The 20,852-nt window shown below is 55.9% G+C and carries 22 protein-coding genes; 10 read left to right on the plus strand and 12 right to left on the minus strand.

Going from position 1 to position 20,852, the window contains the following annotated elements:
• Positions 1-7 precede the first annotated feature (7 nt).
• The 4 genes from GO984_RS04625 to GO984_RS04640 are packed head-to-tail and all read right to left on the minus strand — an operon-like array spanning position 8 to position 2,913.
• Entirely contained in the window at positions 8-616 is a 609-nt protein-coding gene (locus tag GO984_RS04625; RefSeq protein ID WP_157021401.1) for a pyridoxamine 5'-phosphate oxidase family protein, read from the minus strand.
• Positions 600-1,340 carry a lysophospholipid acyltransferase family protein gene (locus GO984_RS04630; protein WP_157021840.1) on the minus strand — a complete coding sequence of 247 codons (741 nt, stop codon included), beginning with the start codon at positions 1,338-1,340 and terminating at the stop codon, positions 600-602. Before GO984_RS04630 ends, GO984_RS04625 begins: the two co-directional genes overlap by 17 nt.
• Positions 1,340-2,239: a cell division protein FtsX gene (locus GO984_RS04635; protein WP_157021402.1), complete on the minus strand. Its 900-nt coding sequence runs from the start codon at positions 2,237-2,239 to the stop codon at positions 1,340-1,342. Before GO984_RS04635 ends, GO984_RS04630 begins: the two co-directional genes overlap by 1 nt.
• The gene (locus GO984_RS04640; RefSeq protein ID WP_167740219.1) at positions 2,236-2,913 is read right to left on the minus strand and encodes an ATP-binding cassette domain-containing protein; all 678 of its coding nucleotides are present in this window, start codon (positions 2,911-2,913) and stop codon (positions 2,236-2,238) included. The genes GO984_RS04635 and GO984_RS04640 overlap by 4 nt, the downstream gene beginning before the upstream one ends.
• A gap of 201 nt (positions 2,914-3,114) precedes the next feature.
• On the opposite strand from GO984_RS04640, the gene GO984_RS04645 reads away from it, so the two are divergent.
• Positions 3,115-4,017, plus strand: a complete 903-nt coding sequence (locus GO984_RS04645) for a zinc-ribbon domain-containing protein (RefSeq protein WP_157021403.1) — start codon at positions 3,115-3,117, stop codon at positions 4,015-4,017.
• Between the two features lie 93 nt (positions 4,018-4,110).
• Here the strand turns inward: GO984_RS04645 and GO984_RS04650 are convergent, their stop codons facing one another.
• The gene (locus GO984_RS04650) at positions 4,111-6,726 is read right to left on the minus strand and encodes a TIGR02302 family protein (protein ID WP_157021404.1); all 2,616 of its coding nucleotides are present in this window, start codon (positions 6,724-6,726) and stop codon (positions 4,111-4,113) included.
• 36 nt (positions 6,727-6,762) lie between these two features.
• Complete coding sequence (gene lysA / locus GO984_RS04655) at positions 6,763-8,031, minus strand: diaminopimelate decarboxylase (RefSeq protein ID WP_157021405.1); 1,269 nt, start codon at positions 8,029-8,031, stop codon at positions 6,763-6,765.
• A gap of 499 nt (positions 8,032-8,530) precedes the next feature.
• Between lysA and GO984_RS04660 the strand changes: the two genes are divergently transcribed.
• Entirely contained in the window at positions 8,531-9,562 is a 1,032-nt protein-coding gene (locus tag GO984_RS04660) for a hypothetical protein (RefSeq protein ID WP_157021406.1), read from the plus strand.
• Positions 9,563-10,129: 567 nt separating this feature from the next.
• On the opposite strand, the gene GO984_RS23325 is transcribed toward GO984_RS04660, so the two are convergent.
• Together GO984_RS23325 and argH are read right to left on the minus strand one after the other, a co-directional pair.
• A complete protein-coding gene (locus GO984_RS23325; protein ID WP_167740220.1) occupies positions 10,130-10,306 on the minus strand; it encodes a hypothetical protein in 177 nt (58 codons plus the stop codon).
• 32 nt (positions 10,307-10,338) lie between these two features.
• Positions 10,339-11,733 (minus strand): argininosuccinate lyase, encoded by a 1,395-nt coding sequence (gene argH / locus GO984_RS04665; RefSeq protein ID WP_157021407.1) that lies wholly within the window; start codon positions 11,731-11,733, stop codon positions 10,339-10,341.
• A gap of 21 nt (positions 11,734-11,754) precedes the next feature.
• Here argH and GO984_RS04670 point away from each other — a divergent pair, with 21 nt between their 5' ends.
• From GO984_RS04670 to phbB, 5 genes are all read left to right on the plus strand, one after another.
• The gene (locus GO984_RS04670) at positions 11,755-12,318 is read left to right on the plus strand and encodes a TlpA disulfide reductase family protein (protein ID WP_157021408.1); all 564 of its coding nucleotides are present in this window, start codon (positions 11,755-11,757) and stop codon (positions 12,316-12,318) included.
• A gap of 63 nt (positions 12,319-12,381) precedes the next feature.
• Positions 12,382-12,723 (plus strand): hypothetical protein, encoded by a 342-nt coding sequence (locus GO984_RS04675; RefSeq protein ID WP_157021409.1) that lies wholly within the window; start codon positions 12,382-12,384, stop codon positions 12,721-12,723.
• 194 nt (positions 12,724-12,917) lie between these two features.
• The gene (locus GO984_RS04680; RefSeq protein ID WP_167740221.1) at positions 12,918-13,757 is read left to right on the plus strand and encodes an EAL domain-containing protein; all 840 of its coding nucleotides are present in this window, start codon (positions 12,918-12,920) and stop codon (positions 13,755-13,757) included.
• Positions 13,758-13,994: 237 nt separating this feature from the next.
• A complete protein-coding gene (locus GO984_RS04685; protein WP_157021410.1) occupies positions 13,995-15,173 on the plus strand; it encodes an acetyl-CoA C-acetyltransferase in 1,179 nt (392 codons plus the stop codon).
• A gap of 275 nt (positions 15,174-15,448) precedes the next feature.
• Complete coding sequence (phbB, locus tag GO984_RS04690) at positions 15,449-16,171, plus strand: acetoacetyl-CoA reductase (RefSeq protein WP_157021411.1); 723 nt, start codon at positions 15,449-15,451, stop codon at positions 16,169-16,171.
• Between the two features lie 128 nt (positions 16,172-16,299).
• On the opposite strand, the gene GO984_RS23330 is transcribed toward phbB, so the two are convergent.
• Positions 16,300-16,446: a hypothetical protein gene (locus GO984_RS23330; RefSeq protein ID WP_167740222.1), complete on the minus strand. Its 147-nt coding sequence runs from the start codon at positions 16,444-16,446 to the stop codon at positions 16,300-16,302.
• Positions 16,447-16,557: 111 nt separating this feature from the next.
• Between GO984_RS23330 and GO984_RS04695 the strand changes: the two genes are divergently transcribed.
• Positions 16,558-17,505, plus strand: coding sequence for a transcriptional regulator GcvA (locus GO984_RS04695; RefSeq protein WP_157021412.1), 948 nt, complete (start codon positions 16,558-16,560; stop codon positions 17,503-17,505).
• A complete protein-coding gene (gene yddG, locus GO984_RS04700; RefSeq protein WP_157021413.1) occupies positions 17,502-18,401 on the plus strand; it encodes an aromatic amino acid exporter YddG in 900 nt (299 codons plus the stop codon). The genes GO984_RS04695 and yddG overlap by 4 nt, the downstream gene beginning before the upstream one ends.
• Positions 18,402-18,454: 53 nt before the next feature.
• Here yddG and GO984_RS04705 read toward each other — a convergent pair whose 3' ends face one another.
• The 3 genes from GO984_RS04705 to GO984_RS04715 all read right to left on the minus strand — a co-directional run bounded on the left by GO984_RS04705 (position 18,455) and on the right by GO984_RS04715 (position 19,769).
• Positions 18,455-18,631, minus strand: a complete 177-nt coding sequence (locus tag GO984_RS04705) for a YdcH family protein (protein WP_138161397.1) — start codon at positions 18,629-18,631, stop codon at positions 18,455-18,457.
• Positions 18,632-18,783: 152 nt separating this feature from the next.
• A complete protein-coding gene (locus GO984_RS04710; RefSeq protein ID WP_157021414.1) occupies positions 18,784-19,557 on the minus strand; it encodes a tRNA1(Val) (adenine(37)-N6)-methyltransferase in 774 nt (257 codons plus the stop codon).
• On the minus strand, positions 19,554-19,769 hold the full coding sequence (locus GO984_RS04715) for a putative signal transducing protein (RefSeq protein ID WP_138161395.1): 216 nt from the start codon (positions 19,767-19,769) through the stop codon (positions 19,554-19,556). Before GO984_RS04715 ends, GO984_RS04710 begins: the two co-directional genes overlap by 4 nt.
• A gap of 57 nt (positions 19,770-19,826) precedes the next feature.
• Here GO984_RS04715 and GO984_RS04720 point away from each other — a divergent pair, with 57 nt between their 5' ends.
• Positions 19,827-20,825: a polyprenyl synthetase family protein gene (locus tag GO984_RS04720; RefSeq protein ID WP_157021843.1), complete on the plus strand. Its 999-nt coding sequence runs from the start codon at positions 19,827-19,829 to the stop codon at positions 20,823-20,825.
• The last annotated feature ends 27 nt before the right edge of the window (positions 20,826-20,852 follow it).

A 20,852-nucleotide genomic window follows, 5' to 3' on the forward strand; every position in this document is an offset into this window, starting at 1 on the left:
AGTGTAATTACCACATTGTTGCAGCAGCTCGCGCCCCCCATGCATCGTCATAGGGTTGCCCACCCTCTTCGCCATTGGTCATCTCGGCCAGTATGTCCCCGACTTTGGGCAAATCCTGACTGTGATCCTGACCATTCCAGGTTCCAGCCCTCAACAGGGCACGGGCGCATTGGACGTATATTTCATCTATGGCAATCACAGTCACAGTGGCCGGCAGTTTGCCCGTCGTCTTCTCAAACCGCGCGCGCAGATCCGGATCTGCAGTTACCCGCGCATGCCCATTGACGCGCACAACGTTATTCGAGCCCTGCACAAGGAACATCAGTGACACCCGACCATCGCGCACGATGTTGCGCAGGCTGTCCAGCCGGTTATTGCCCCGCCAATCCGGCAGCGCCAATGTACCGGGATCCAGCTCCAGTACCACGGGCCCATCATCGCCGCGTGGCGTGTCATCCGTGCCTTCGGGGCCAACAGTCGTCAACATACACAGGCGCGAGGCCATGATCCATTTCCGATAGGTTGGCGTCATCCTCCGTGCAACCTTGCGCAAGGATGGCGCCCCAACTTGGCCATACAGGCCCTCTAGTTCATCAACGCTATTGATGTAGTCCATTTGGTTCAAACCCCGCTTCACGCATCAGTTCATCCGAACGTTCTTCGACGCGCTGCTCCAATGTTTTCATAAATTCCTTGCGGTTCATCCCTGGTTCAATTGGATCCAGAAACTCCACCACAGCGACGCCGGGGTGCCGCGTTATGCCCTTGCGTGGCCACATCACCCCCACATTGGTAGCAACTGGAACACAGGTCTGTTGCAATTGTTCGTAAAGCACTCCGGTGCCAACCTTATAGTCGGCCTTAACGCCCGGCTTGACGCGAGTCCCCTGCGCATAAATGATCAGCTGCCCTGCTTCCTGTCGGCCCGCATCCACGTCCCGAACCATCTTTTCAATGGCAGCGCCACGTTTGCCCCGGTCAACGGCAACACAGTCCAGCAGTTTGGCATATTGCCCGATCACCGGGGTGCGCAGTATTTCCTTTTTCATGATGAACTTAGCCGTCGGAAGCGCGGTAAAGATCATCATGATATCCAGAAAGGACTGATGCTTGGCAGCAATCAGGACTTCTCCCTCAGGTGGCGTGCCGCGTACTTCGCAGCGAATGCCAACCATCCAGCGCGCAGTCCAGAAAATCCAGCGCGAGTAAGTCTTGCAACAGGTTCGGGCGCCCTTTTTGCTAAAAATCGCCCAAGGCGCAAACATCAAGCCAATGATAAACATCATCGGATACATCTGCACACTGAACAGCAGCGCTCTAAACCGCTGAAGAGGTGTCATCACGTCAAAGCTCCCAATCTTTTCTTAGCGGCACGGCTGGTCGCTACAAAGGCCACCAAAGCCCCCAGCACCGGTATCGCAAGCGGCATAAGCCACCCCCAGCCTACAAATCCCAATCCAGTCAGAAATCCGCCCTCTTGGGACGCTGCAGGCATCAGCCAGACGCCGATCATTCCAAACACGACGCCAACACCACAGCCAACCAAAGCCCGCAAGGTAAACCGACGCACAAAGGCATGCGCAATATAGCTGTCCTGTGCACCCACCAGCCGCAAGACCTCGATCACCTGCGCATTGGCAGCTAATGCCGCATTGGCAGCAAGGGTGATCATGCCAGCCATGGCGCCTCCAATCAGCAGGATCGAAAACAGCCCAAGACGGCGCAGGCTTCGCGCCGCGTCAACCAGCGGCTTGCGCCAGCGGCTATGGTCATCCAGCACTGCGCCCGGCACTTCAGCCTGAAGGCGCAATCGCAGCCCTGTCTCGTCATATCCGCTTTCGGTCTCCAGCACCTCAATCAACTGGGGCACTGGCAGGCTGTCCAGCGGCAGCTCGGCACCAAACCAGGGCGCCAACAGCGCCGCCTGCTCATCCGCCGTCAAGGCCCGCGCCGAGGCAACACCCGGTGTTTGTTGCAATACAGTCAATGCCGCCTGCGTTTGTGCCGCCCGCTGATCAGCTGGGGCGTTGATCCGCAGCGTCGCCGCGCGTGCTAACTCATCTGCCCAACGATCTGCCAATCGACCCGACGCCAGTGACAGCGCCAGCGCAAACACCGCCAGAAAAGCCATCGCAGCCGCGACAAACAGTGTCAGCTGTGCGGTGAACCCACTAGGAGGCACCACCCGATCGGCCTGTGCGTCCCCAACGACCAACCTGCGAATACGACCACCGCTCATAGATCTGCTCCTGCCAGTTGCAGTCGCTTTTCAGAAATCCGCAGCACCCGTGTCTGCACCTGATTTTTGGCAGCCCGGATCAGCGCCAGATCATGGGTGGCAACCAGAATAGTCTTGCCCATACGGTTCAGCTCGACCAGCAGCTGCAATAGGCGCTGGGACATTTCCCAATCAACGTTACCAGTTGGCTCATCGGCAATAATCACTTCAGGCGACAAAATCACCGCCCGCGCCAGCGCTGCGCGCTGACGTTCACCACCTGACAATTCCGGCGGATTGGCATGCGCTCTCTCGGAAAGACCCACCCAATTGAGCAATTCCTGCAAATTGTCCTGTTCCTGACTTAGGTCTTTGCCCGCAACTGTCAGCGGTAAGGCAATGTTCTCCTTCACAGGCAGGTGGTCCAAGAATCTACAATCCTGATGCACGACACCAATTCGACGCCGTAGCAGAGCCATCTGGTTCCGGTCGAGCCCTTTGACGTCCATATTGAACGCTCTTACTCGCCCCGAAGTTGGGCTAAGAGCCCCATAACACAGCTTTAATAGCGTTGTTTTACCCGCGCCCGAGGGACCGGTGAGAAAATGGAACGACCCTGGTGACAGCTGCGCTGACACATTAGTCAGCAGCTCTCCACCACCATAGTTATAGCCTACATTGTCCAGCTCGATCACGGTTGCCCCCTGATGGTATTCAGGCTGTTGTGCCTCAGTGTCGGGGTAGTTTCAATGGGCAGGTGCTGTTGCGCGCAATCCCCGACGAAACAACCTAGCCTAATCACAGGTGAATTGCCTCTTTCTTGGCAGCCCGGAACTGCTTATGGTCGCTTAACAAAAATAGCATCCGGCAGGGACTTAGCGTCCAGGAGAGACAGAATGCGGCTGACATGTCCAAATTGCGAAGCCCAGTACGAGGTTCCAGACGAGGTCATCCCCTCCGAGGGTCGCGACGTACAATGCTCCAACTGCGGTGATACCTGGTATCAGGCCGGTTCCAACACTACGACGGCTGAGGTTCCTAACGAGGCTCCGATTAAATCATCTGAGCCCGCCCCCGCTCCTGCCGAGGCAGAGGCAGAGGCGGAAGCCGAACCACCTGTCACCGAAGACAATGCTGTTGCCGGGGAGCAAGATGCGCTCTCAGATGACAGTACAGGCCCCGAACACTCGCCAGAGCCGGAGCCGGAGCCGGACCACATTTCGGAACCTGAAGCCGAGGATCCTATAGAGGAAGCTCCGCAACATACCTTAGGTCTGGCGCGTGGGATGGATCCGTCAGTCACGGGCATCCTGCGCGAAGAGGCTGAACGCGAAGCCCAGTTACGCGCTGCAGAAAGCGCCGAATTGGAAAACCAACCGGACATAGCGTTGGAAACCGATTCCGACGACGAAACATCCCGTCGTGCCAATCAAGCACGTGATCGCATGGCCCGGATGAAAGGGGAAAACCCAGCGCTGCGAGCTGCTGCTGAGAGCGGCTCACGGCGTGGTCTGCTGCCCGATATCGAAGAAATAAATTCAACTTTGCGGGCCGGGAGCAACCCGACGGTCGCAGCCAGCGACACGACTGACCATCCACTCCCAGCCCAACGGAAAAGCGGGTTTTCGCGTGGATTTGCCGTTGTTCTGATCTTGGTTCTGGCGCTCGTGATGATCTATGCCAATGCGCGCCAGATTGCTGAAACCTTGCCACAGGCTGACCCCTACCTCAGCTCCTATGTCGCGATGGTTGATCAGGCCCGATTGTGGTTGGATGCCAAGGTAAGCAATACACAGTAACCAACCAGCTGGTCTCCACATGCGTCACCGATCACGGCTCAACAACTGGCAGTAAATACCCGTAGGGTGCGTGCTTGCACGCACCGCGTCTTTTTAGAACCGATCAAGAAGCCGTTGCAGGTATCCTCGTTCGCCGTCGCTGCGCTCACGATCATCAGCTCGGCGGCGAATCTCTTCCAAAAGGTCCCAGGCCCGGCGATATGCGCTGCCTTCACCTATCTTACTGCCATCATCGCCGATGCCGTCCCGGCCTTCAGGGGTATCCCGCCCCAAAGGATCCGTCCGGTTACCCTGACTGGCACTGTTGCGTCCAGTTTGGTTGCTGGACTGGCCTTGCTGCTGCTCAGCCATCGCTTCGCCCAGTGACCGCATTCCTTCACGTAACCGCTCCATGGCTTCAGCCTGGCGATCAATCGCTTCAGCAAGATCCCCCTGGTTCAAGGCCTGTTCTGCGCCTTCCATGGCCCGCCCCGCGTCCTCCAACGACTGCCGCGCTGCCGCGCCATCTTCGCTTCCGCCCAATGGCAACCCATTTTGCTGGCGTTGTAGTTCCTGGCGTAAAGCCTGCTGGCGCTCTGCAAGGCTGTCTCCCTGGGTCTGAGAGCCGCCCGAACCGCCCCCTTCACCGGTGGCCTCATCCTGACCTTCTGGGCCGTCCCCTTGTTGACCTTGCTGACTCTGACCACCTTGTCCACCTTCGTGGCTCTGGCCCTGCCCCAGACCACCATTGCGGCCCTGGTTGCCTTCGCTCTCTCCACTACGCGCACCGGGATTAAATTGTTCCTGCAAGTCGCGAAATGCCTGATCCGACAACCCCTGTTGCTCGCGCAGTGTATCGGCCAGCCCTTCCATCGCCTGCTGACCTTCGCTGCCACCTTCACCAGGTTGCGCATTGGTCATGCGCATATTTTCCATCATTTCCTGCAGCTCTTGCAGCGCCTGTTCCGCCTCGGCCATGCGGCCCTGCTCCATCAGCTCTTGAATGCGGTCCATCATCGCCTGCAGATCATCCTGGGACAGCTGCATCATATCATCCGGCATATCGCCTGGATCCATCATCTCACCGTTGGCTTCGGCTTCACGTTGCAGCTGGCGCATATAGTCCTGCGTCGCATCGCGCAGCTCTTGCATCAACTCAGCGATTTCCTGATCGCTGGCCCCGTCCTTCATCGCCTGACTCAACCGCTCTTGTGCTCTGCGCAAGCGCTCCAGCGCATCGCCCACGTCACCGTCCTCCAGTAACAGAGCCAGATCCCACAACGCCGTTGCAATTTCGTCTTGCCGCTCTTGAGTGAACCCAGCCGCTACATAGCTTTCCAACCTACGCAAAATCATCCGCATCCGTAAGTAAGCCGAAGGATTGCGGAACTGATCTTCCGGGTGGTGGGACAGGGCCCGTAATATCTGCGCCACCCTTGGTGCATTTGCGCGCGACCACAACAGATCACGCCGCTGTTCAACTACGGCCGCTGCCAGTGGGTCAAAGAAACGTCGTGCCAATAACGGCGCACCAAACCCGGCAGCAAAGCTTGTTTGCTCTGCCCCATCCTGTGCTGAAAAGGTATAAACCACCGGCAGATTGGCCCAGGGATGTTGTGAAAAATCCTCGATCAGGAAATCGTTAAACGCACGTCTGTCGCCGGTCAGCGGCAGCGGCAGGTCCAGAACAATATCTGCACGCGGATCTGGATCAATCACCAAGCCATGACGCCGGTTCAGGGCCAGTAGATCAAGTGCGATGCGCACCTCTCCTCCAACGACACCATAGTCATCTTCGGCTGCATAGGGCAGTGACATGGTCCCATCCGGCTCGATTTCAGGTTGCCCCGACACCGCAATCTGCGGCGGCAGGTCACCGATCACATCGACCTGCCAACTGCGCCCGCCATTGCCTTTGATGGACAGTTCGCCCGCCTGAGCAATCACAAACTCTTGCTGGGCATCTGCAGCAGAGGGCAGATCTTCAACCCGCCCTGACACGGTTTCTGCCAGGGTCAGGGCCCCGGCCTGACCATAAAACCGCAGCGTGACTATGCTGCCTTGCGGCAGTCTCAACGCATCTCCTTCGACGTCATTCAGGTATCGTGTTGGCAGTCCGGTGTAACGGGGTGGCTGCAACCAGCCTTCCCAGGTTGGCCCGGTCATCGCTATCCCCGCCCCCGGCGTCATATCGCGCACTGTTCCAATCCGCCAGATTGAACCAAACAGCACCGCGATAACCATCGCCAACAGCGCGACATAGCGCAGTGCGAAGGGGTCAGAAGCCGCAATTTTCAAGTTGGGGGATGGCGCCCTCGCCTCTGCCGCACGGGCGGTCATACGTATCTTATGGGCCTGCCACAACGCAGCTGAGGCCGCATCTTCACTGCCAATGGCTTGATCATCAAGCAACGCATTGATCGGCCGGCCAGGCAGGGTTTCATCCAGCCGCATTATCGCCTGCTCCCGGCTCGGCCAGTGCAGGTGACGCAGCCCCCAGATCAAAGCTACGAGACCGCTTAGAAAAGTCACGACCGCCCCGGCCCAGACCAGTTCGACCACCAAAAGCTCGTGCAGACCCAGCATCAGTGTTGCCAGCGCCAGCATCACAACCGAAGCCAGAGGCCAGAACGCCCGCAACAGTGTCTCTGCAACCATCCCTGACCGCGTCAACATCAGCGGCCAACGCAGGGTGGCTAGTCTGGGATCATGTCCGGGTGTTGCGGCCATTGTTCGATGTCTCCAACGGGCCCGCGCCAGATTGCGTCAGAGCCACTCGGGTATGCTATCGCGATTTATCATTTCGTCAAAGCTTGGCCTTGCGCGGATAACCGCGAATTGATCACCATTCACCAGAACCTCGGGGATTAAGGGACGTGAATTGTATTCGCTGGCCATCACCGCGCCATAAGCACCAGCCGACCGAAACGCCACCAAATCGCCAGCAGCCATCGGCGGCAGGTTCCGCTGCTTGGCAAAAGTATCCCCACTTTCACACACTGGGCCGACGATATCATAGGGCTGCGTTTCAACCCCAACCTCTGGTTCAACCACCGGAACAATATCATGATGCGCCTCATACATAGCCGGACGGATCAAGTCGTTCATCGCGCCGTCAATGATCAGAAAATCGCGGTCTTCACCTGATTTCACATAGATCACTTCGCTGACCAGCATCCCAGCATTGCCTGCGATCAGACGGCCCGGCTCAATCTCAATCTCGCAGTCCAAGTGACCAAGCGTTTTCTTGATCAGCGTACCATATTCTACCGGCAATGGCGGCGCATCATTGGATTGGGTGTGATACGGAATGCCCAGCCCCCCGCCCAGATCCAAACGCCGGATGTTGTGACCTTCAGCCCGCAAGACCTCGGTCAGTTCCGCGACTTTTTGATAGGCCTTCTCAAACGGCTCCAGCTCAGTCAGCTGAGACCCGATATGCACATCAATACCGATCACGTCTAACCCCGGAAGGGCTGCAGCACGGGCATAGACTTCAACAGCACGGGAGATCGGAATGCCGAATTTGTTCTCGGACTTACCAGTAGCAATCTTGGCATGGGTCTTGGCATCCACATCCGGGTTCACCCGCACGGTGATCGGCGCAACCATGCCCAGCTCCAGCGCAACCACGTTGATCACTTCCATCTCAGGCTCGGATTCGACGTTGAACTGGCGGATACCACCGCTCAGCGCGACCCGGATTTCCTCGGCTGTTTTGCCGACGCCGGAAAACACAATTTTGTCACCGGAAACGCCTGCCGCCTTGGCGCGTAGGTATTCACCCTGGCTGACCACGTCCATACCCGCACCGACCTGCGCCAGCGTTTTCAAGATCGCCTGATTGCTGGCGGCCTTCATCGCATAGCAGACCAGATGGTCGATCCCCTCCAGCGCATCATCAAACAGCTTAAAGTGCCGCTGTAGTGTTGCGGTGGAATAGACATAAAACGGAGTTCCAACGTTGGCTGCAATTTCGGCCAACGGGACGTCTTCGGCGTAAAGCGCGCCATCGCGATAGAGAAAATGATCCATGTCTGCGCATAGACCGATTTGAGGGCGCAGATCAATGATTACCAGCCAAATTCACGCCCCAAGCGCTCCCGTCCGAGGCCAGACATCTCATATGCCTGTCCCCAGTTGGGCCCGGCACCGAACCTCTGGTTCAGCGTTTGCGCTTCGCTCGATTCACTTCCTGTTGCATCGACAAATATCTTGTCCGAAAATCGTCGCTATTGCTTCGGTCACATCTGGCCCCCAAATAGCAGAGAATCCATTCCTGTTTCATGCAGCCAATATGTGCTGAGAGCCCGCAATGATCATTGCTACGGCACGCCCGAAAGTCAACTTTCATTACATACGACACAAACGTGACAAAGCCACATTCAATACTACCAAAGGCTTGTTTCACGAGCCGTTTCTCCCGCCTTGATCGTCATCCTAAGTCGATTTAGAATAAGAGGTTTCTGTTTTGTAGCATGCATTCCACAAGAAGCGTTTGTTAGTGAACCGAAAGTGGATGGAGATTTATGTGATGAAGGATTGGATTTTTACTTTTTCTTCTATGTTCCGCAAATTTTGGCAATCTTTGGCAAATTCACGGGTTGCAAACCGCGCACAAGTTCTTGGAACCATCCTCGCTTTCTTCATTGCATTGGTCGCGTTTGTTTGGCCTGACCGCGTAAGTGAACATATCAACACTTTGCGACAAAGTGCTACGGCTACAGAAGAGGCAATGGTCGCAATTGAAGGGGTAGCTCAAACCTTAGAAGAACAGGCCAAGCGAACCGTCAGTCCGCTACAACAACTGACCGATCTCGGGTACCAAATCTCGTATTTTGACAGTGCAAGCGAAATGTTTTCACGAGCCATTTCTGACGGGAACTCAAAGGCAGCCAACCTCATAGTCGACGCCAACTTGCGGCTTGAACACTCGGTCATTATTGACAATGATTTACCGATAGACGTGTGGGAAAAGCTCGTCGGTTATAGAAATTGGCCCAATGGAATGGATACTTGCAACCAAGCGGCCTTCCTAACTTTGAGATCTCTTGAGGGTAGCAGACATCAAAACTTCCTGTTTCTTCAGGCCGAATGTGCAGATATTGTTCGCGACAAGCTGCATGTGGAAGATTCCGCAATCCACGCTTCCTTAGAGCAGAAAGTGCAACGAGATCGCGACGCCGCTGAAGAACAAGCGCGAGCCAATAACCTTGCTATGGCTGCAGAACAAAGATGTTTTCAGTATTATACGTCCTCCGACTTTCGTTTTGAGATGGAGGCAGCACTCGTTGAATACATCTTGACGAATGGAAAACGTTGGAACCCGCCGAAATTCGAACTGACGGCGAACGAGAAAGATGCAGTTTACCCAGGTTACGACTATTATCCTCACTACCAACAGCTACTGAACTACGCCAACCGTGGTGAGCTAGGAGTTCTCCGCGGACGGTTGGCCCTAAATAGGCCAAAACGCATTTCTTCTGTTAACGAAGCGTTTGAATATGCACTGAACGGTTGGCCCGAGGCAGATTGCGGTCAAATCGAAGCCATATCACAACGTTAGTAAACGTATTAGAAGTTGTTTTACCGCCTTACCAAATGATGCACAGATCCAATTCTTTCACTTCCATTGGCATCAAGTCAGATGAACAGGTGGGCTGTGGAAATCGCGGCTGTCATCAAGTGCCTAATTTGTTGAAAACATCTTCTAAACGATTCAAAGGAATGTAACAGCCATAGATGGCACGCAACTCCGACAGCAGACATCGGAGCGACTGCGATGGCGCTGACAGAGTAACTGCACTGTCCCACATAGCTGACCTTGGGCGGCACACAGCGAATGGCAGCAGTTAGAGGTTAAACCGTATCATACAGATTTAACCCCTTCCCTCGACCCGCCAGCCTCGGATCAAGGACCGCACCGCGGCCGCGCGCAGGCGCGGTTTATCCTTGAGGCGGGGATGGCAGACCATACACTTGAACGGGTTCCTGAGGGGCAGACCTGCCCTTCAGGAACCTCTCAGCAAAAAGAAAACGCCGCGCAAAGCGCGGCGTTGCGCCCAAGGCTGCCAAGGGCTTCAGCTTTAGCTGAGAGGCACCGCGCAGGGGCGGGAGAGCGTGGGTGTTACTATCAAAAGCCCAAATAGATCCCCAGCGGACCTTTGTTCAGGCCAACACCACCACGCGTATGTACACCGCTATTAGAAACACTAACACCGGCATTCAGCGACGGTTGAACCGGTTCGCCATCCACACCACACGCGCTTAGAACACCTACCGCCACCAGAGATAACATCCATTTATGCATTTTCGGTCTCCTTTTTCGGATGAGGCAGCAGATCACGCCTTCAGAATTTCAGTCCAGCGCGCGATCTGCTGGCGCACCTGCGCCGGGGCGGTTCCGCCATAGGACATGCGCGAGTTTACCGAATTTTCAACCCCAAGCACAGAGAAGATATCGTCGGTAATCCCAGCATGCACACCCTGCATATCCTCAAGGCTCAGGTCCGGCAGATCACAGCTGCGGTCTTCGGCCATGGCGACCAATGTACCAGTGACATGGTGCGCATCGCGGAACGGCACCTTCAGCACCCGAACCATCCAGTCAGCCAGATCGGTCGCAGTCGAGAAACCCGAACCAGCAGCAGCCGCCAGAGAGTCGCGGTTGGCGGTCATGTCTTTCACCATGCCCTCCATCGCGGCCAGGGCCAGCATCCAGTTGTCAGCGGCGTCGAACACCTGCTCTTTGTCTTCCTGCATATCCTTGGAATAGGCCAGCGGCAGACCCTTCATCACCATCATCAGCGCAGTATTGGCACCAAAGATCCGGCCGACCTTGGCACGGATCAGCTCGGCCGCGTCAGGATTCTTTTTCTGCGGCATGATGGACGAACCAGTCGAGAACCGATCCGACAGGGTGACAAAGCGGAACTGGGCAGTGGACCAGATCACCAGTTCTTCGGCAAAGCGGCTCAGGTGTACGGCGCAGATCGAGGCCGCACTCAGGAACTCCAGCGCAAAGTCACGGTCTGATACGGCATCCAGCGAGTTGGCGGCAGGCCGGTCAAAGCCCAGCGCGGATGCAGTCATGTCGCGGTCAATCGGGAAAGACGTCCCGGCCAGAGCCGCAGCACCCAACGGTGATTCGTTCATCCGGGCTCGAGCATCGCGCACGCGCGACAGATCCCGTCCAAACATTTCCACATAGGCCATCATGTGATGGCCCCAGGTTACCGGCTGCGCCACTTGCAGGTGGGTAAAACCGGGCATCACCCAATCGGCACCAGCTTCAGCCTGCGCCAGCAGCGCTTTGATCAGTGCCAGCAGACCTGCCTCAGCCGCGTCCAGCTGATCACGCACCCAGAGTTTGAAATCGGTGGCGACCTGATCGTTGCGCGACCGGCCAGTGTGCAGACGACCCGCAGGTTCGCCGATGATATCCTTCAGACGGGCCTCCACATTCATGTGGATGTCTTCCAGCGCGGTGGAAAACTGGAAAGTTCCGTTGTCGATTTCTGACAATACGGTGAGCAGGCCTTCCCTGATCGCCTCGGCATCGTTATCGGTGATCACGCCTGTTGCGGCCAACATCGCCGCATGGGCCCGCGAGCCGGCAATGTCCTGCGCCGCCATCCGCTGATCGTATCCGATCGAGGCATTGATTGCCTCCATGATCGCGTCCGGGCCAGCGGCAAAGCGGCCGCCCCACATTTGGTTCGAGGATTGGTCTGTCATGGTAAGATACCCGGAGATAAAATGCGTCTGTTACGTCTGATCCCCCTTTATATCGCCCTGAGCTTGGGTGCAAATGCCGCTCTTGCCGTCGAACTGCCAGAGCTGGAAGCGATGCGCGTCGGAGACATGAAGAAGCTGAACTTTCACAGCACGCCTAAGGAAGTTTCGGACAAAGAGTTCTATCTGGCCGATGACGCTGGACTCGGCACTCTGGCTGATTACAAAGGCAAGATCGTTCTTCTGAACTTCTGGGCGACCTGGTGTGCGCCTTGTCGGGCTGAAATGCCTATGCTGGAAGAACTGCAAGTGGAGCTGGGAGGAGATGATTTTGAGGTCGTGACCCTTGCCACTGGACGCAATTCTCCGGCTGGAATTGTCAAGTTCTTCGACGAAGCAGGCATTGCAAATTTACCTCGCCATCAGGATCCTAAACAGGCGGTCGCGCGCGAAATGGCAGTCCTCGGCTTGCCGATTACCGTGATTCTGGATCGCGAGGGCCGGGAGATTGCCCGGCTGCGCGGCGATGCACATTGGAATTCTGACAGCGCCAAGGCGATCCTTTCGGCCCTGATCGCCGAACAATAACGCACTATCTTGTCCTCAGTAGCCCCACCCATTCGGGGCTACCCACCTAGAGGAGGATAAATCATGCATCCCGTTGTATTACTCATAGGTCGTTTGCCACATGTGATTGGCAATGTGGCACTGCAATTAGATCATCTGCCCATCGAATGGCTCGGCGCGCATGATCATGCCGAAGTCGTACGCCAGCTGGAAAGTGAACCCCGAATCGCCTGTGTCATAATGGGTGCGGGGCTGGATGATGACATCCGTGGTGATTTAATTGGTATTATCGCATCCCTGCGGCCAGATGTTTGTATTCACCTAAAAGATCGCACCTCAGGGCCTGACGGGCTGGTTCCTTTTGTCGAGCGCGTCGTTCAGCAAGAGCTACTGCCACAAAGTGACCGTATGGCAATGACCGTGTAAACTTTAGTTGGTAGAATTGTCTTCACGCAATTCCATCTTTAGCTGGAAGCTGTCTAAGACGATTTTGGTCTGCCCAGGGCTGGGCTACTATTTTCCATAAAATGCCGTTTTTAATCACCGCTTTACCCTTTTAGAGGAACCTCCTCATCAACGCACAACGTAATCCGACTCGGATGAAGGATGAGGGCCAGAAGGTGAAAAAGGGGCAAAAGTTCAAGGCAGAGATGCCCGAAGGGGCTGACAATCCACTCAATGCAGCCGTTGTCAATCGCGATCATTCGACACTCGATATTGTGGCAGAAGCGATCAAGCACAATCAAACTATGCTGGCTTACCAGCCTGTTATGCAAGCATTGCCTCCACATGGCGCGGCCTTTTATGAAGGCTACATTCGGGTATTGGATTCTACAGGCAGAGTTATTCCCGCACGCGAATTCATGCCTGTGGTCGAAGATAAAGAACTTGGTCGGGTCCTGGATTGTCTAGCACTGGAACACGGTTTTAAAGCACTACGTCAAAACCCTGACATCCGCGTTTCTATAAACATGTCAGCCCGGTCAATCGGTTACGGCCGCTGGATGCGCGTTGTTAATCGGGTTTTGAAGAAAGATTCCACATTGGGTGAACGTCTGGTGCTGGAAATCTCAGAAGCTTCAGCCATGGCTGCGCCTGAGTTGGTGATCGATTTCATGGACCGGATGCAGGAACATGGCATTGCCTTTGCGCTCGACAATTTTGGGGCGGGCACCTCGATCATCAAACATTTCCGCGAATTTTTCTTTGATGCGGTCAAAATCGACGGCCAGTTCATTCGCGGGATCCACGCCAATCACGACAATCAAGCGGTGACACGGGCACTGGTCGGTGTGGCCAAACAATTCGATATGTTGATTGTGGCAGAATCGGTCGAAAGCGCAGCCGACGCCGAATTCCTGGTGTCAATTGGTGTCGATTGCCTACAAGGCTATCTCTACGGTGCCCCATCAGTAAGCCCCCCTTGGATCGAAGAGCTAAAACAGCGCACCCGCGCCTAGCCCAAGCATTCCAACAGCTACGTAATAATACCCAGATCCCCCGGAACTGGGTATTTTTTGCTTGCAGCAATTGACACAGATGCCCCGTCTGAGACACCCTGCCCACTGCTGCACCTGCAGCAATTCGTAATTTTACATCCTGCAAGGGAGGGGAATGCCAGATGCTGCGGCTGCAAAATCGACGCCCGGCGCCATACCATTTCCCACAGCACAATTAATGGCAGAGGACCCATATCAATGACCAATGTTGTAATCGCATCCGCCGCGCGTACCGCCGTCGGCAGCTTCGGCGGAGCCTTCGCCAACACTCCGGCCCACGATCTGGGCTCGACCGTTCTGCAGGCCGTTGTTGAACGCGCCGGTATCGAAGCCGGCGAAGTTTCCGAAACTATTCTGGGTCAGGTTCTGACCGCAGCTCAGGGTCAAAACCCTGCCCGTCAGGCCCACGTCAACGCCGGTCTGCCAATTGAATCCGCCGCTTGGAGCCTTAACCAAGTTTGTGGTTCAGGCCTTCGCGCCGTAGCATTGGGTGCTCAGCACATCATGTTGGGCGACGCCGACATCGTTGCTGCCGGTGGCCAGGAAAACATGACCCTATCCCCCCATGCCGCACATCTGCGTGCCGGTCACAAAATGGGCGATATGAAATACATCGACACCATGATCCGCGACGGGTTGTGGGATGCGTTCAATGGCTACCACATGGGCCAAACCGCTGAAAACGTTGCCAACAAGTACGAAATCTCACGCGACGAGCAGGATGCTTTTGCGGTTGCCTCTCAGAACAAAGCCGAGGCAGCGCAAAAGGCTGGCAAGTTTGCTGACGAAATCACCGCCTTTACCGTGAAGCACCGCAAGGGTGACATCACCGTCGACAGTGATGAGTACATCCGCCACGGCGCCACGATTGAGGCGATGCAGAAACTGCGCCCGGCCTTTGTGCGCGACGGCGGTTCGGTCACAGCGGCCAACGCATCCGGCCTGAACGACGGTGCGGCGGCGACTCTGTTGATGTCAGCCGACAACGCTGAAAAGCGCGGCATCACCCCACTGGCCCGCATTGCATCTTACGCAACCGTTGGTCTGGACCCGTCAATCATGGGTGTTGGCCCGGTTTATGCATCCCGCAAGGCCCTGGATAAAGCTGGCTGGAGCGCCAGTGATCTTGATCTGGTTGAAGCCAACGAAGCCTTTGCCGCACAGGCCTGTGCCGTAAACAAAGAAATGGGTTGGGACCCGGAAATCGTCAACGTCAACGGCGGTGCCATCGCAATCGGCCACCCAATTGGCGCTTCTGGTTGCCGCGTGCTGAACACCTTGCTGTTTGAAATGCAGCGACGCGATGCCAAAAAAGGGCTGGCTACCCTGTGTATCGGCGGCGGCATGGGTGTGGCCATGTGTGTCGAACGCCCATAAGCTTTAAATTTCAACTCGGTATCAAGGGCGTCCTTCGGGCGCCCTTTTTCTTTGCACCACACAATTCACTGCGGAATTTGCGGGCGGAACACCGCTTAACAAGTTCCCCTTAGGTTTTTTCACAACTTGCGGTTAAGCTTTTCATGCCCATGTCATAGTCAGTATGCGACAATTTATGCGGCACTGCGGCAATTTGCTTGCGCAATAATATTGCGCATAAGATACTAAAACTGTAGCAAGATTACCAAGTAAAATATTACCAGAGGATTCTCCATATGGCACGAACAGCTCTCGTCACCGGTGGCTCGCGCGGAATCGGCGCAGCAATCTCCAAGGCCCTAAAGGCCGAAGGCTATAATGTCGCCGCGACCTATGCCGGTAATGACGAAGCCGCATCGGTGTTTACCGAAGAAACCGGCATCAAAACTTACAAATGGAATGTCGCCGATTACGAGGCCAGCAAAGCAGGTATTGCGCAGGTCGAGGCTGATCTGGGCCCGGTAGATATCGTGGTTGCCAATGCTGGCATCACCCGCGACGCCCCCTTCCACAAGATGACACCGGAACAGTGGCATCAGGTTGTCGACACAAACCTGACCGGTGTGTTCAACACGGTCCACCCAATCTGGCCTGGTATGCGCGAGCGCAAGTTTGGCCGTGTCATCGTGATCAGTTCTATCAACGGTCAAAAGGGCCAGTTTGCTCAGGTTAACTATGCCGCGACCAAAGCGGGTGATCTGGGGATCGTCAAATCCCTGGCCCAGGAAGGCGCGCGCGCGGGCATCACAACCAATGCAATCTGTCCCGGCTACATCGCCACTGAGATGGTTATGGCTGTGCCTGAGAAGGTACGCGACTCGATCATCAGCCAAATTCCTACTGGTCGCTTGGGTGAACCCGAAGAAATTGCACGCTGCGTGGCGTTTCTTGCTTCGGAAGAGTCCGGCTTTATCAACGGATCAACGATCTCAGCCAACGGCGGCCAGTTTTTCGTTTAAACAATCTTTGATCGTTGGCGACTTAACACCTCGCTCACAAACAAGGGCCGGTCCAATTGGACCGGCCCTTTCCATATCCCGTAAGGACGCGCGCGCTGCGCCCAGCGGGAAATCAGGTTAAGTGGAGCTTAGCTGACAGCCCCCAGAGCCGGGGTCTGTAGTGCCCGGCGCGACCGAAACACCCATTTCCATGCGCTGCGCATCATTTGACCGCGTTCAGCATGTGCACGAGCGATGGCATCCCGGGTGGCAGCATTGGCGCTATATTCCAGCATTTCAGCTCTCCTTCGGTTCAGGTCAAATTATCTGCACCCAACATGGACTTTACTCACAAAAGCTACAAACGAGACTTTTCATATGTTCAGTTAAGTATTACTTGTGTGAAAATGTCTGAACGCCTCCCCCCACTTACTGCGCTACGTGCCTTCGATGCTGCAGCACGCCACATGTCGTTTTCACGTGCAGCCGACGAGCTAAACGTGACCCCTGCAGCCCTTTCTTTTCAGATCAAATCGCTGGAGGAACACCTCGGGCAACCATTATTCCACCGATTAAACCGGGCGGTTGAGCTGACCGAAGCTGGTAAAGCACTGGCGCCAGGCGCATCAGAAGGGTTTCAAACTCTGGCCGCCGCATGGACTGCAACACGCCGCCTGCAAGACAATACCAACTTGACCGTGACAGCAGGCCCGGCCTTGACCGCAAAATGGTTTGCACCTCGCCTGTATGAATTTGCCCGCGCCCATCCAGAAATTGATCTGCGGTTTTCCGCAACGCTGCGCATGGTGGACCTGACACGTGATGATGTTGACGTGGCAATCCGGTTTGGCGACGGCGAGGATAAGGACCTATACAGCGTCCCGGTCCGCAATGAATGGCTGACCCCCGCAATGTCGCCGGAACTGGCAGCCACATTTCCCACCCCAGAGAACCTGAAAGAGGCTCCACTTATCTTCGACGATTCGATTAGCTTTCTGCGACCCTGCTGCGATTGGCCAACTTGGTTTCGGGCAGTAGGCATTGATCACACACCCGTGCACGGCACGCATTTTTCAAATGCCGATCACGCCGTTGACGCCGCTATCGCCGGAGCCGGCGTGGTTTTGGGACGCCGCGCAATGATCGTTAAAGATCTGGCCGAGGGTCGGCTTGTCGCGCCATTCAAAACAGCCATCGAAACTAACGGACGGTTCCGGTTCCTATGCCTGCCCGGTGCCGAGACGCGTCCAAAAGTAGCTGCGTTCCGTGATTGGTTTCTTGCTGAAATCGATAAAACGGCCCATATCTCGGATGAGTTCAACATCATCCCTGTCGAGGATATCCCCCCCGTATGACCAGATCCAAGGCTACCGCTGTAGGCTTTGTCGCAGTATTGCTGTGGGCTCTGTTGGCCCTGCTAACCGTTGGGTCAGCCCCGACGCCTCCGCTTTTATTGAACGCGATCTGTTTTAGTGTTGGTGGTACTTTGGGACTAATTTGGACTGCCGCCAGTGGCAAGCTGGGGCAGCTGCGCAACGTGTCATGGAAGATCTATGTCTTTGGCACCGTTGGGCTCTTTGGCTATCATGCCCTATATTTCTCGGCCTTGCGGCTCGCCCCCGCAGCCGAGGCTGGTTTGATCGCCTATCTGTGGCCCTTGCTGATTGTTCTTATGTCAGGATTACTGCCCGGCGAGACCCTTCGGCGCGGACATTTAGTCGGTGCAGGGCTCGGGTTTGCAGGGGCGGCAACCATCATCGCTGGCGGTGGTACAGGGTTTCAGGTGCAATACCTGCCCGGGTATGGCTTGGCTCTCTTGTGTGCGCTGACCTGGTCTGGATATTCGGTTGTCTCCAGACTTGTGGGCAGCGCTCCAACAAGTTCTGTCGCCGTGTTCTGCGTTGCAACTGCTATCGCATCCTGGGGGTTGCACTTTGCTCTCGAAGACACAGTCTGGCCCGTGGGGGCCTTGGGTTGGACTTCAACGCTGCTGTTGGGGCTGGGCCCCGTGGGTTTGGCGTTTTACGTTTGGGACATTGGTGTAAAACAAGGCGATATTCAGATGTTGGGCACCAGTTCGTACAGTGCACCTCTGTTATCAACTTTGGTTCTGGTTTTAGCAGGAATAGCAGCCCCATCCTGGGGGTTGGCTTTGGCGGCAGCCCTAATCACTGCGGGCGCGGTAATTGCTGCAAGATCCAGCGCAGCAACGTCACGACGCGATGCATCCAACACGTCGGGCAAGGGATAGCGGTGTCGATTTACCGGATTGGGCGGGGCCAAACGGCCCCTACCCGCGTCTCGTCAGGTCAGTTCGACTTGTGACAGGCGTTCGATCTCTTCCTTGAGTTTCAGCTTCTGCTTTTTCATCTCGGCAATTTCGAGCCCGTCCGTACTGGGTGCGCGTTGCGCAACATCCACTTCATCACTCAGGTGCTCGTGCTTCTTTTTCAGTTCAACCAGATGCGAGCTGATGCTCATGGCAATCCTCCTTAAGAGCTAAGTTTGCCTGACAAGTGGACCACAAGATTAGACATCTGTCACGCTGCAGACGCATTCATTTGTCATGAAACTGTTGCTTTCGGCCAGTTTATGCCTGTCGCCCAACCCAAATTGGCAAAGGGACGCCCAGCTTACCGCGACCTCGGCCAATCCAGCGCAGCCCCCTTGCGCAGGATGTTCGCTATACAGGGTCGATAGCTATCCCCATCCGCCTCGTGACGGTCGCCCTCATGCAGGATCAGCGGTGCATGCAAGCGAAATGCGGCGCGACCTGACTTGCGGGCGCGCAGGATCAACAGCTCGGGTGCACGTCCAACCCGTGCGGCAAGCGGCAGCACCTCGATCGAACCCAATCGGCTATCACAGGCCATCAACATTTCAGGCAGTCGATCTACACGCTGGATCATGTGCAGAAATCCCTGCGGGGCCAAACGCCTTGCGGCAACTTCAATCCATTGCGCCAAGGGAGTCTGCTCTCCCAGGGCGGTGGCCCGTCCTAAATTCGCCGAAGAACTATGGGCGCCGCGCGCATAATAGGGAGGATTGGCAAGAACATGATCAAATTGGCGCTGACGCAGATCATCAGGCAGCCCGGCCAAATCGCCCTCCACCACCTTGATCACAATTTTGTTCTCAGTGCCATTGCGACGGGCCAGTTGGGCATAGCTGGATTGCAGTTCAACACCGGTAAGATCGATACCGGGAACACGCGCGCCAAGACACAACAAAACCTGCCCCGCACCACAGCCCAGTTCAAGAATACGCTGCCCGCTACGCGCCGGAACGCTTGCTGCCAGCAACACTGGGTCAACACCTGCACGATATCCGTCTTTGGGTTGCCACAAACGCAACTGCCCCCCAAGGAAGTCGTTGCAGCTTAGTGCGCTATCCTCAAATTCACTCATCGTCCCAGTGGGATTTCATTGTCAAGCATCACCCGCTCGGCGGCCGCATGATCGTCAACACGCACCATCAGACGGCGTGGAAAAATACCAATGCCACCTTCAAGGATGCTCATATTTACGTCCACCTGAAAGCAGTCTATATCCTCCCCCTGAAGAAGGGCGGAGGCAAAGGCCATGATGGTCGGGTCGGTGCTGCGCAGAAGTTCCTTCATAAGATGGGATCTAAGGGCAAGCTTGGTAAAATGTCGAGCCTTGCAATCGGGAATATGATGAACCAGAGCATGGCACAAAAGCCGCACGAACAATTGGCGGCCACCCTGAGCGATGAAATGGATGCAGTGAATACACTGATCCGCACCCGGATGGCCTCCAAACACGCCCCGCGCATCCCCGAGGTTACGGCGCATTTGGTTGAGGCGGGCGGCAAGCGGTTGCGGCCGATGTTGACGCTGGCCGCGGCCAAAATGTGTGGCTACGACGGTGAGCACCACTTAAAGTTGGCTGCCACGGTTGAGTTCATTCACACGGCAACCCTACTGCATGATGATGTCGTGGATGAAAGCGGCCAACGCCGAGGTCGCCCCACCGCCAATCTGCTGTGGGACAACAAATCTTCGGTTCTGGTCGGCGACTACCTGTTCTCTCGCAGTTTCCAGCTGATGGTCGAAACCGGGTCTTTGCAGGTGCTGGACATTCTGGCCAATGCCTCGGCCACCATTGCTGAAGGTGAAGTGCTGCAGATGACCGCGGCCCAGGACTTGAAGACGGGTGAAGACATCTATCTGCAAGTGGTCCGCGGTAAGACCGCAGCGCTGTTTTCAGCAGCCACCGAAGTAGGCGGGGTGATTGCCGGGGCTGATGATGCGCAGGTCAAGGCCCTGTTCGACTACGGTGACGCGCTGGGAATTGCATTTCAAATTGCAGATGACCTGCTGGACTATCAGGGCGATGCCAAGGCCACCGGCAAAAACGTCGGCGATGACTTCCGCGAACGCAAGCTGACATTGCCAGTGATCAAAGCTGTTTCGCAGGCCACTGATGAAGAGCGTGAATTCTGGAAACGTACCATCGAGAAGGGCCGTCAGGAAGACGGAGATCTGGAGCACGCCCTAGAACTGATGGATAAGTACGGAACTTTGGCGGCAACGCGAGATGATGCCCATGGCTGGGCCAACAAGGCCAAAGACGCGCTGAGCGTTTTACCAAAGCACCCCATTCGGCAGATGCTGCACGATCTGGCAGATTATGTAGTTGCACGGCTAAATTGAGGGGGCTTACAGGGGGCTCTGCCCCCT

Origin of the sequence: Parasedimentitalea huanghaiensis, from assembly GCF_009753675.1 — a bacterium.
Lineage (GTDB): Bacteria > Pseudomonadota > Alphaproteobacteria > Rhodobacterales > Rhodobacteraceae > Parasedimentitalea > Parasedimentitalea huanghaiensis.

Bases quoted from the DNA above. Each gene is read 5' to 3' on its own strand.
- GO984_RS04625 (WP_157021401.1), bottom strand. From the start codon at position 616: ATGGACTACATCAATAGCGTTGATGAACTAGAGGGCCTGTATGGCCAA.
- GO984_RS04630 (WP_157021840.1), bottom strand. From the start codon at position 1,340: ATGACACCTCTTCAGCGGTTTAGAGCGCTGCTGTTCAGTGTGCAGATG.
- GO984_RS04635 (WP_157021402.1), bottom strand. From the start codon at position 2,239: ATGAGCGGTGGTCGTATTCGCAGGTTGGTCGTTGGGGACGCACAGGCC.
- GO984_RS04645 (WP_157021403.1), top strand. From the start codon at position 3,115: ATGCGGCTGACATGTCCAAATTGCGAAGCCCAGTACGAGGTTCCAGAC.
- GO984_RS04650 (WP_157021404.1), bottom strand. From the start codon at position 6,726: ATGGCCGCAACACCCGGACATGATCCCAGACTAGCCACCCTGCGTTGG.
- lysA (WP_157021405.1), bottom strand. From the start codon at position 8,031: ATGGATCATTTTCTCTATCGCGATGGCGCGCTTTACGCCGAAGACGTC.
- GO984_RS04660 (WP_157021406.1), top strand. From the start codon at position 8,531: ATGAAGGATTGGATTTTTACTTTTTCTTCTATGTTCCGCAAATTTTGG.
- GO984_RS23325 (WP_167740220.1), bottom strand. From the start codon at position 10,306: ATGCATAAATGGATGTTATCTCTGGTGGCGGTAGGTGTTCTAAGCGCG.
- argH (WP_157021407.1), bottom strand. From the start codon at position 11,733: ATGACAGACCAATCCTCGAACCAAATGTGGGGCGGCCGCTTTGCCGCT.
- GO984_RS04670 (WP_157021408.1), top strand. From the start codon at position 11,755: ATGCGTCTGTTACGTCTGATCCCCCTTTATATCGCCCTGAGCTTGGGT.
- GO984_RS04675 (WP_157021409.1), top strand. From the start codon at position 12,382: ATGCATCCCGTTGTATTACTCATAGGTCGTTTGCCACATGTGATTGGC.
- GO984_RS04685 (WP_157021410.1), top strand. From the start codon at position 13,995: ATGACCAATGTTGTAATCGCATCCGCCGCGCGTACCGCCGTCGGCAGC.
- phbB (WP_157021411.1), top strand. From the start codon at position 15,449: ATGGCACGAACAGCTCTCGTCACCGGTGGCTCGCGCGGAATCGGCGCA.
- GO984_RS23330 (WP_167740222.1), bottom strand. From the start codon at position 16,446: ATGCTGGAATATAGCGCCAATGCTGCCACCCGGGATGCCATCGCTCGT.
- GO984_RS04695 (WP_157021412.1), top strand. From the start codon at position 16,558: ATGTCTGAACGCCTCCCCCCACTTACTGCGCTACGTGCCTTCGATGCT.
- yddG (WP_157021413.1), top strand. From the start codon at position 17,502: ATGACCAGATCCAAGGCTACCGCTGTAGGCTTTGTCGCAGTATTGCTG.
- GO984_RS04705 (WP_138161397.1), bottom strand. From the start codon at position 18,631: ATGAGCATCAGCTCGCATCTGGTTGAACTGAAAAAGAAGCACGAGCAC.
- GO984_RS04710 (WP_157021414.1), bottom strand. From the start codon at position 19,557: ATGAGTGAATTTGAGGATAGCGCACTAAGCTGCAACGACTTCCTTGGG.
- GO984_RS04715 (WP_138161395.1), bottom strand. From the start codon at position 19,769: ATGAAGGAACTTCTGCGCAGCACCGACCCGACCATCATGGCCTTTGCC.
- GO984_RS04720 (WP_157021843.1), top strand. From the start codon at position 19,827: ATGAACCAGAGCATGGCACAAAAGCCGCACGAACAATTGGCGGCCACC.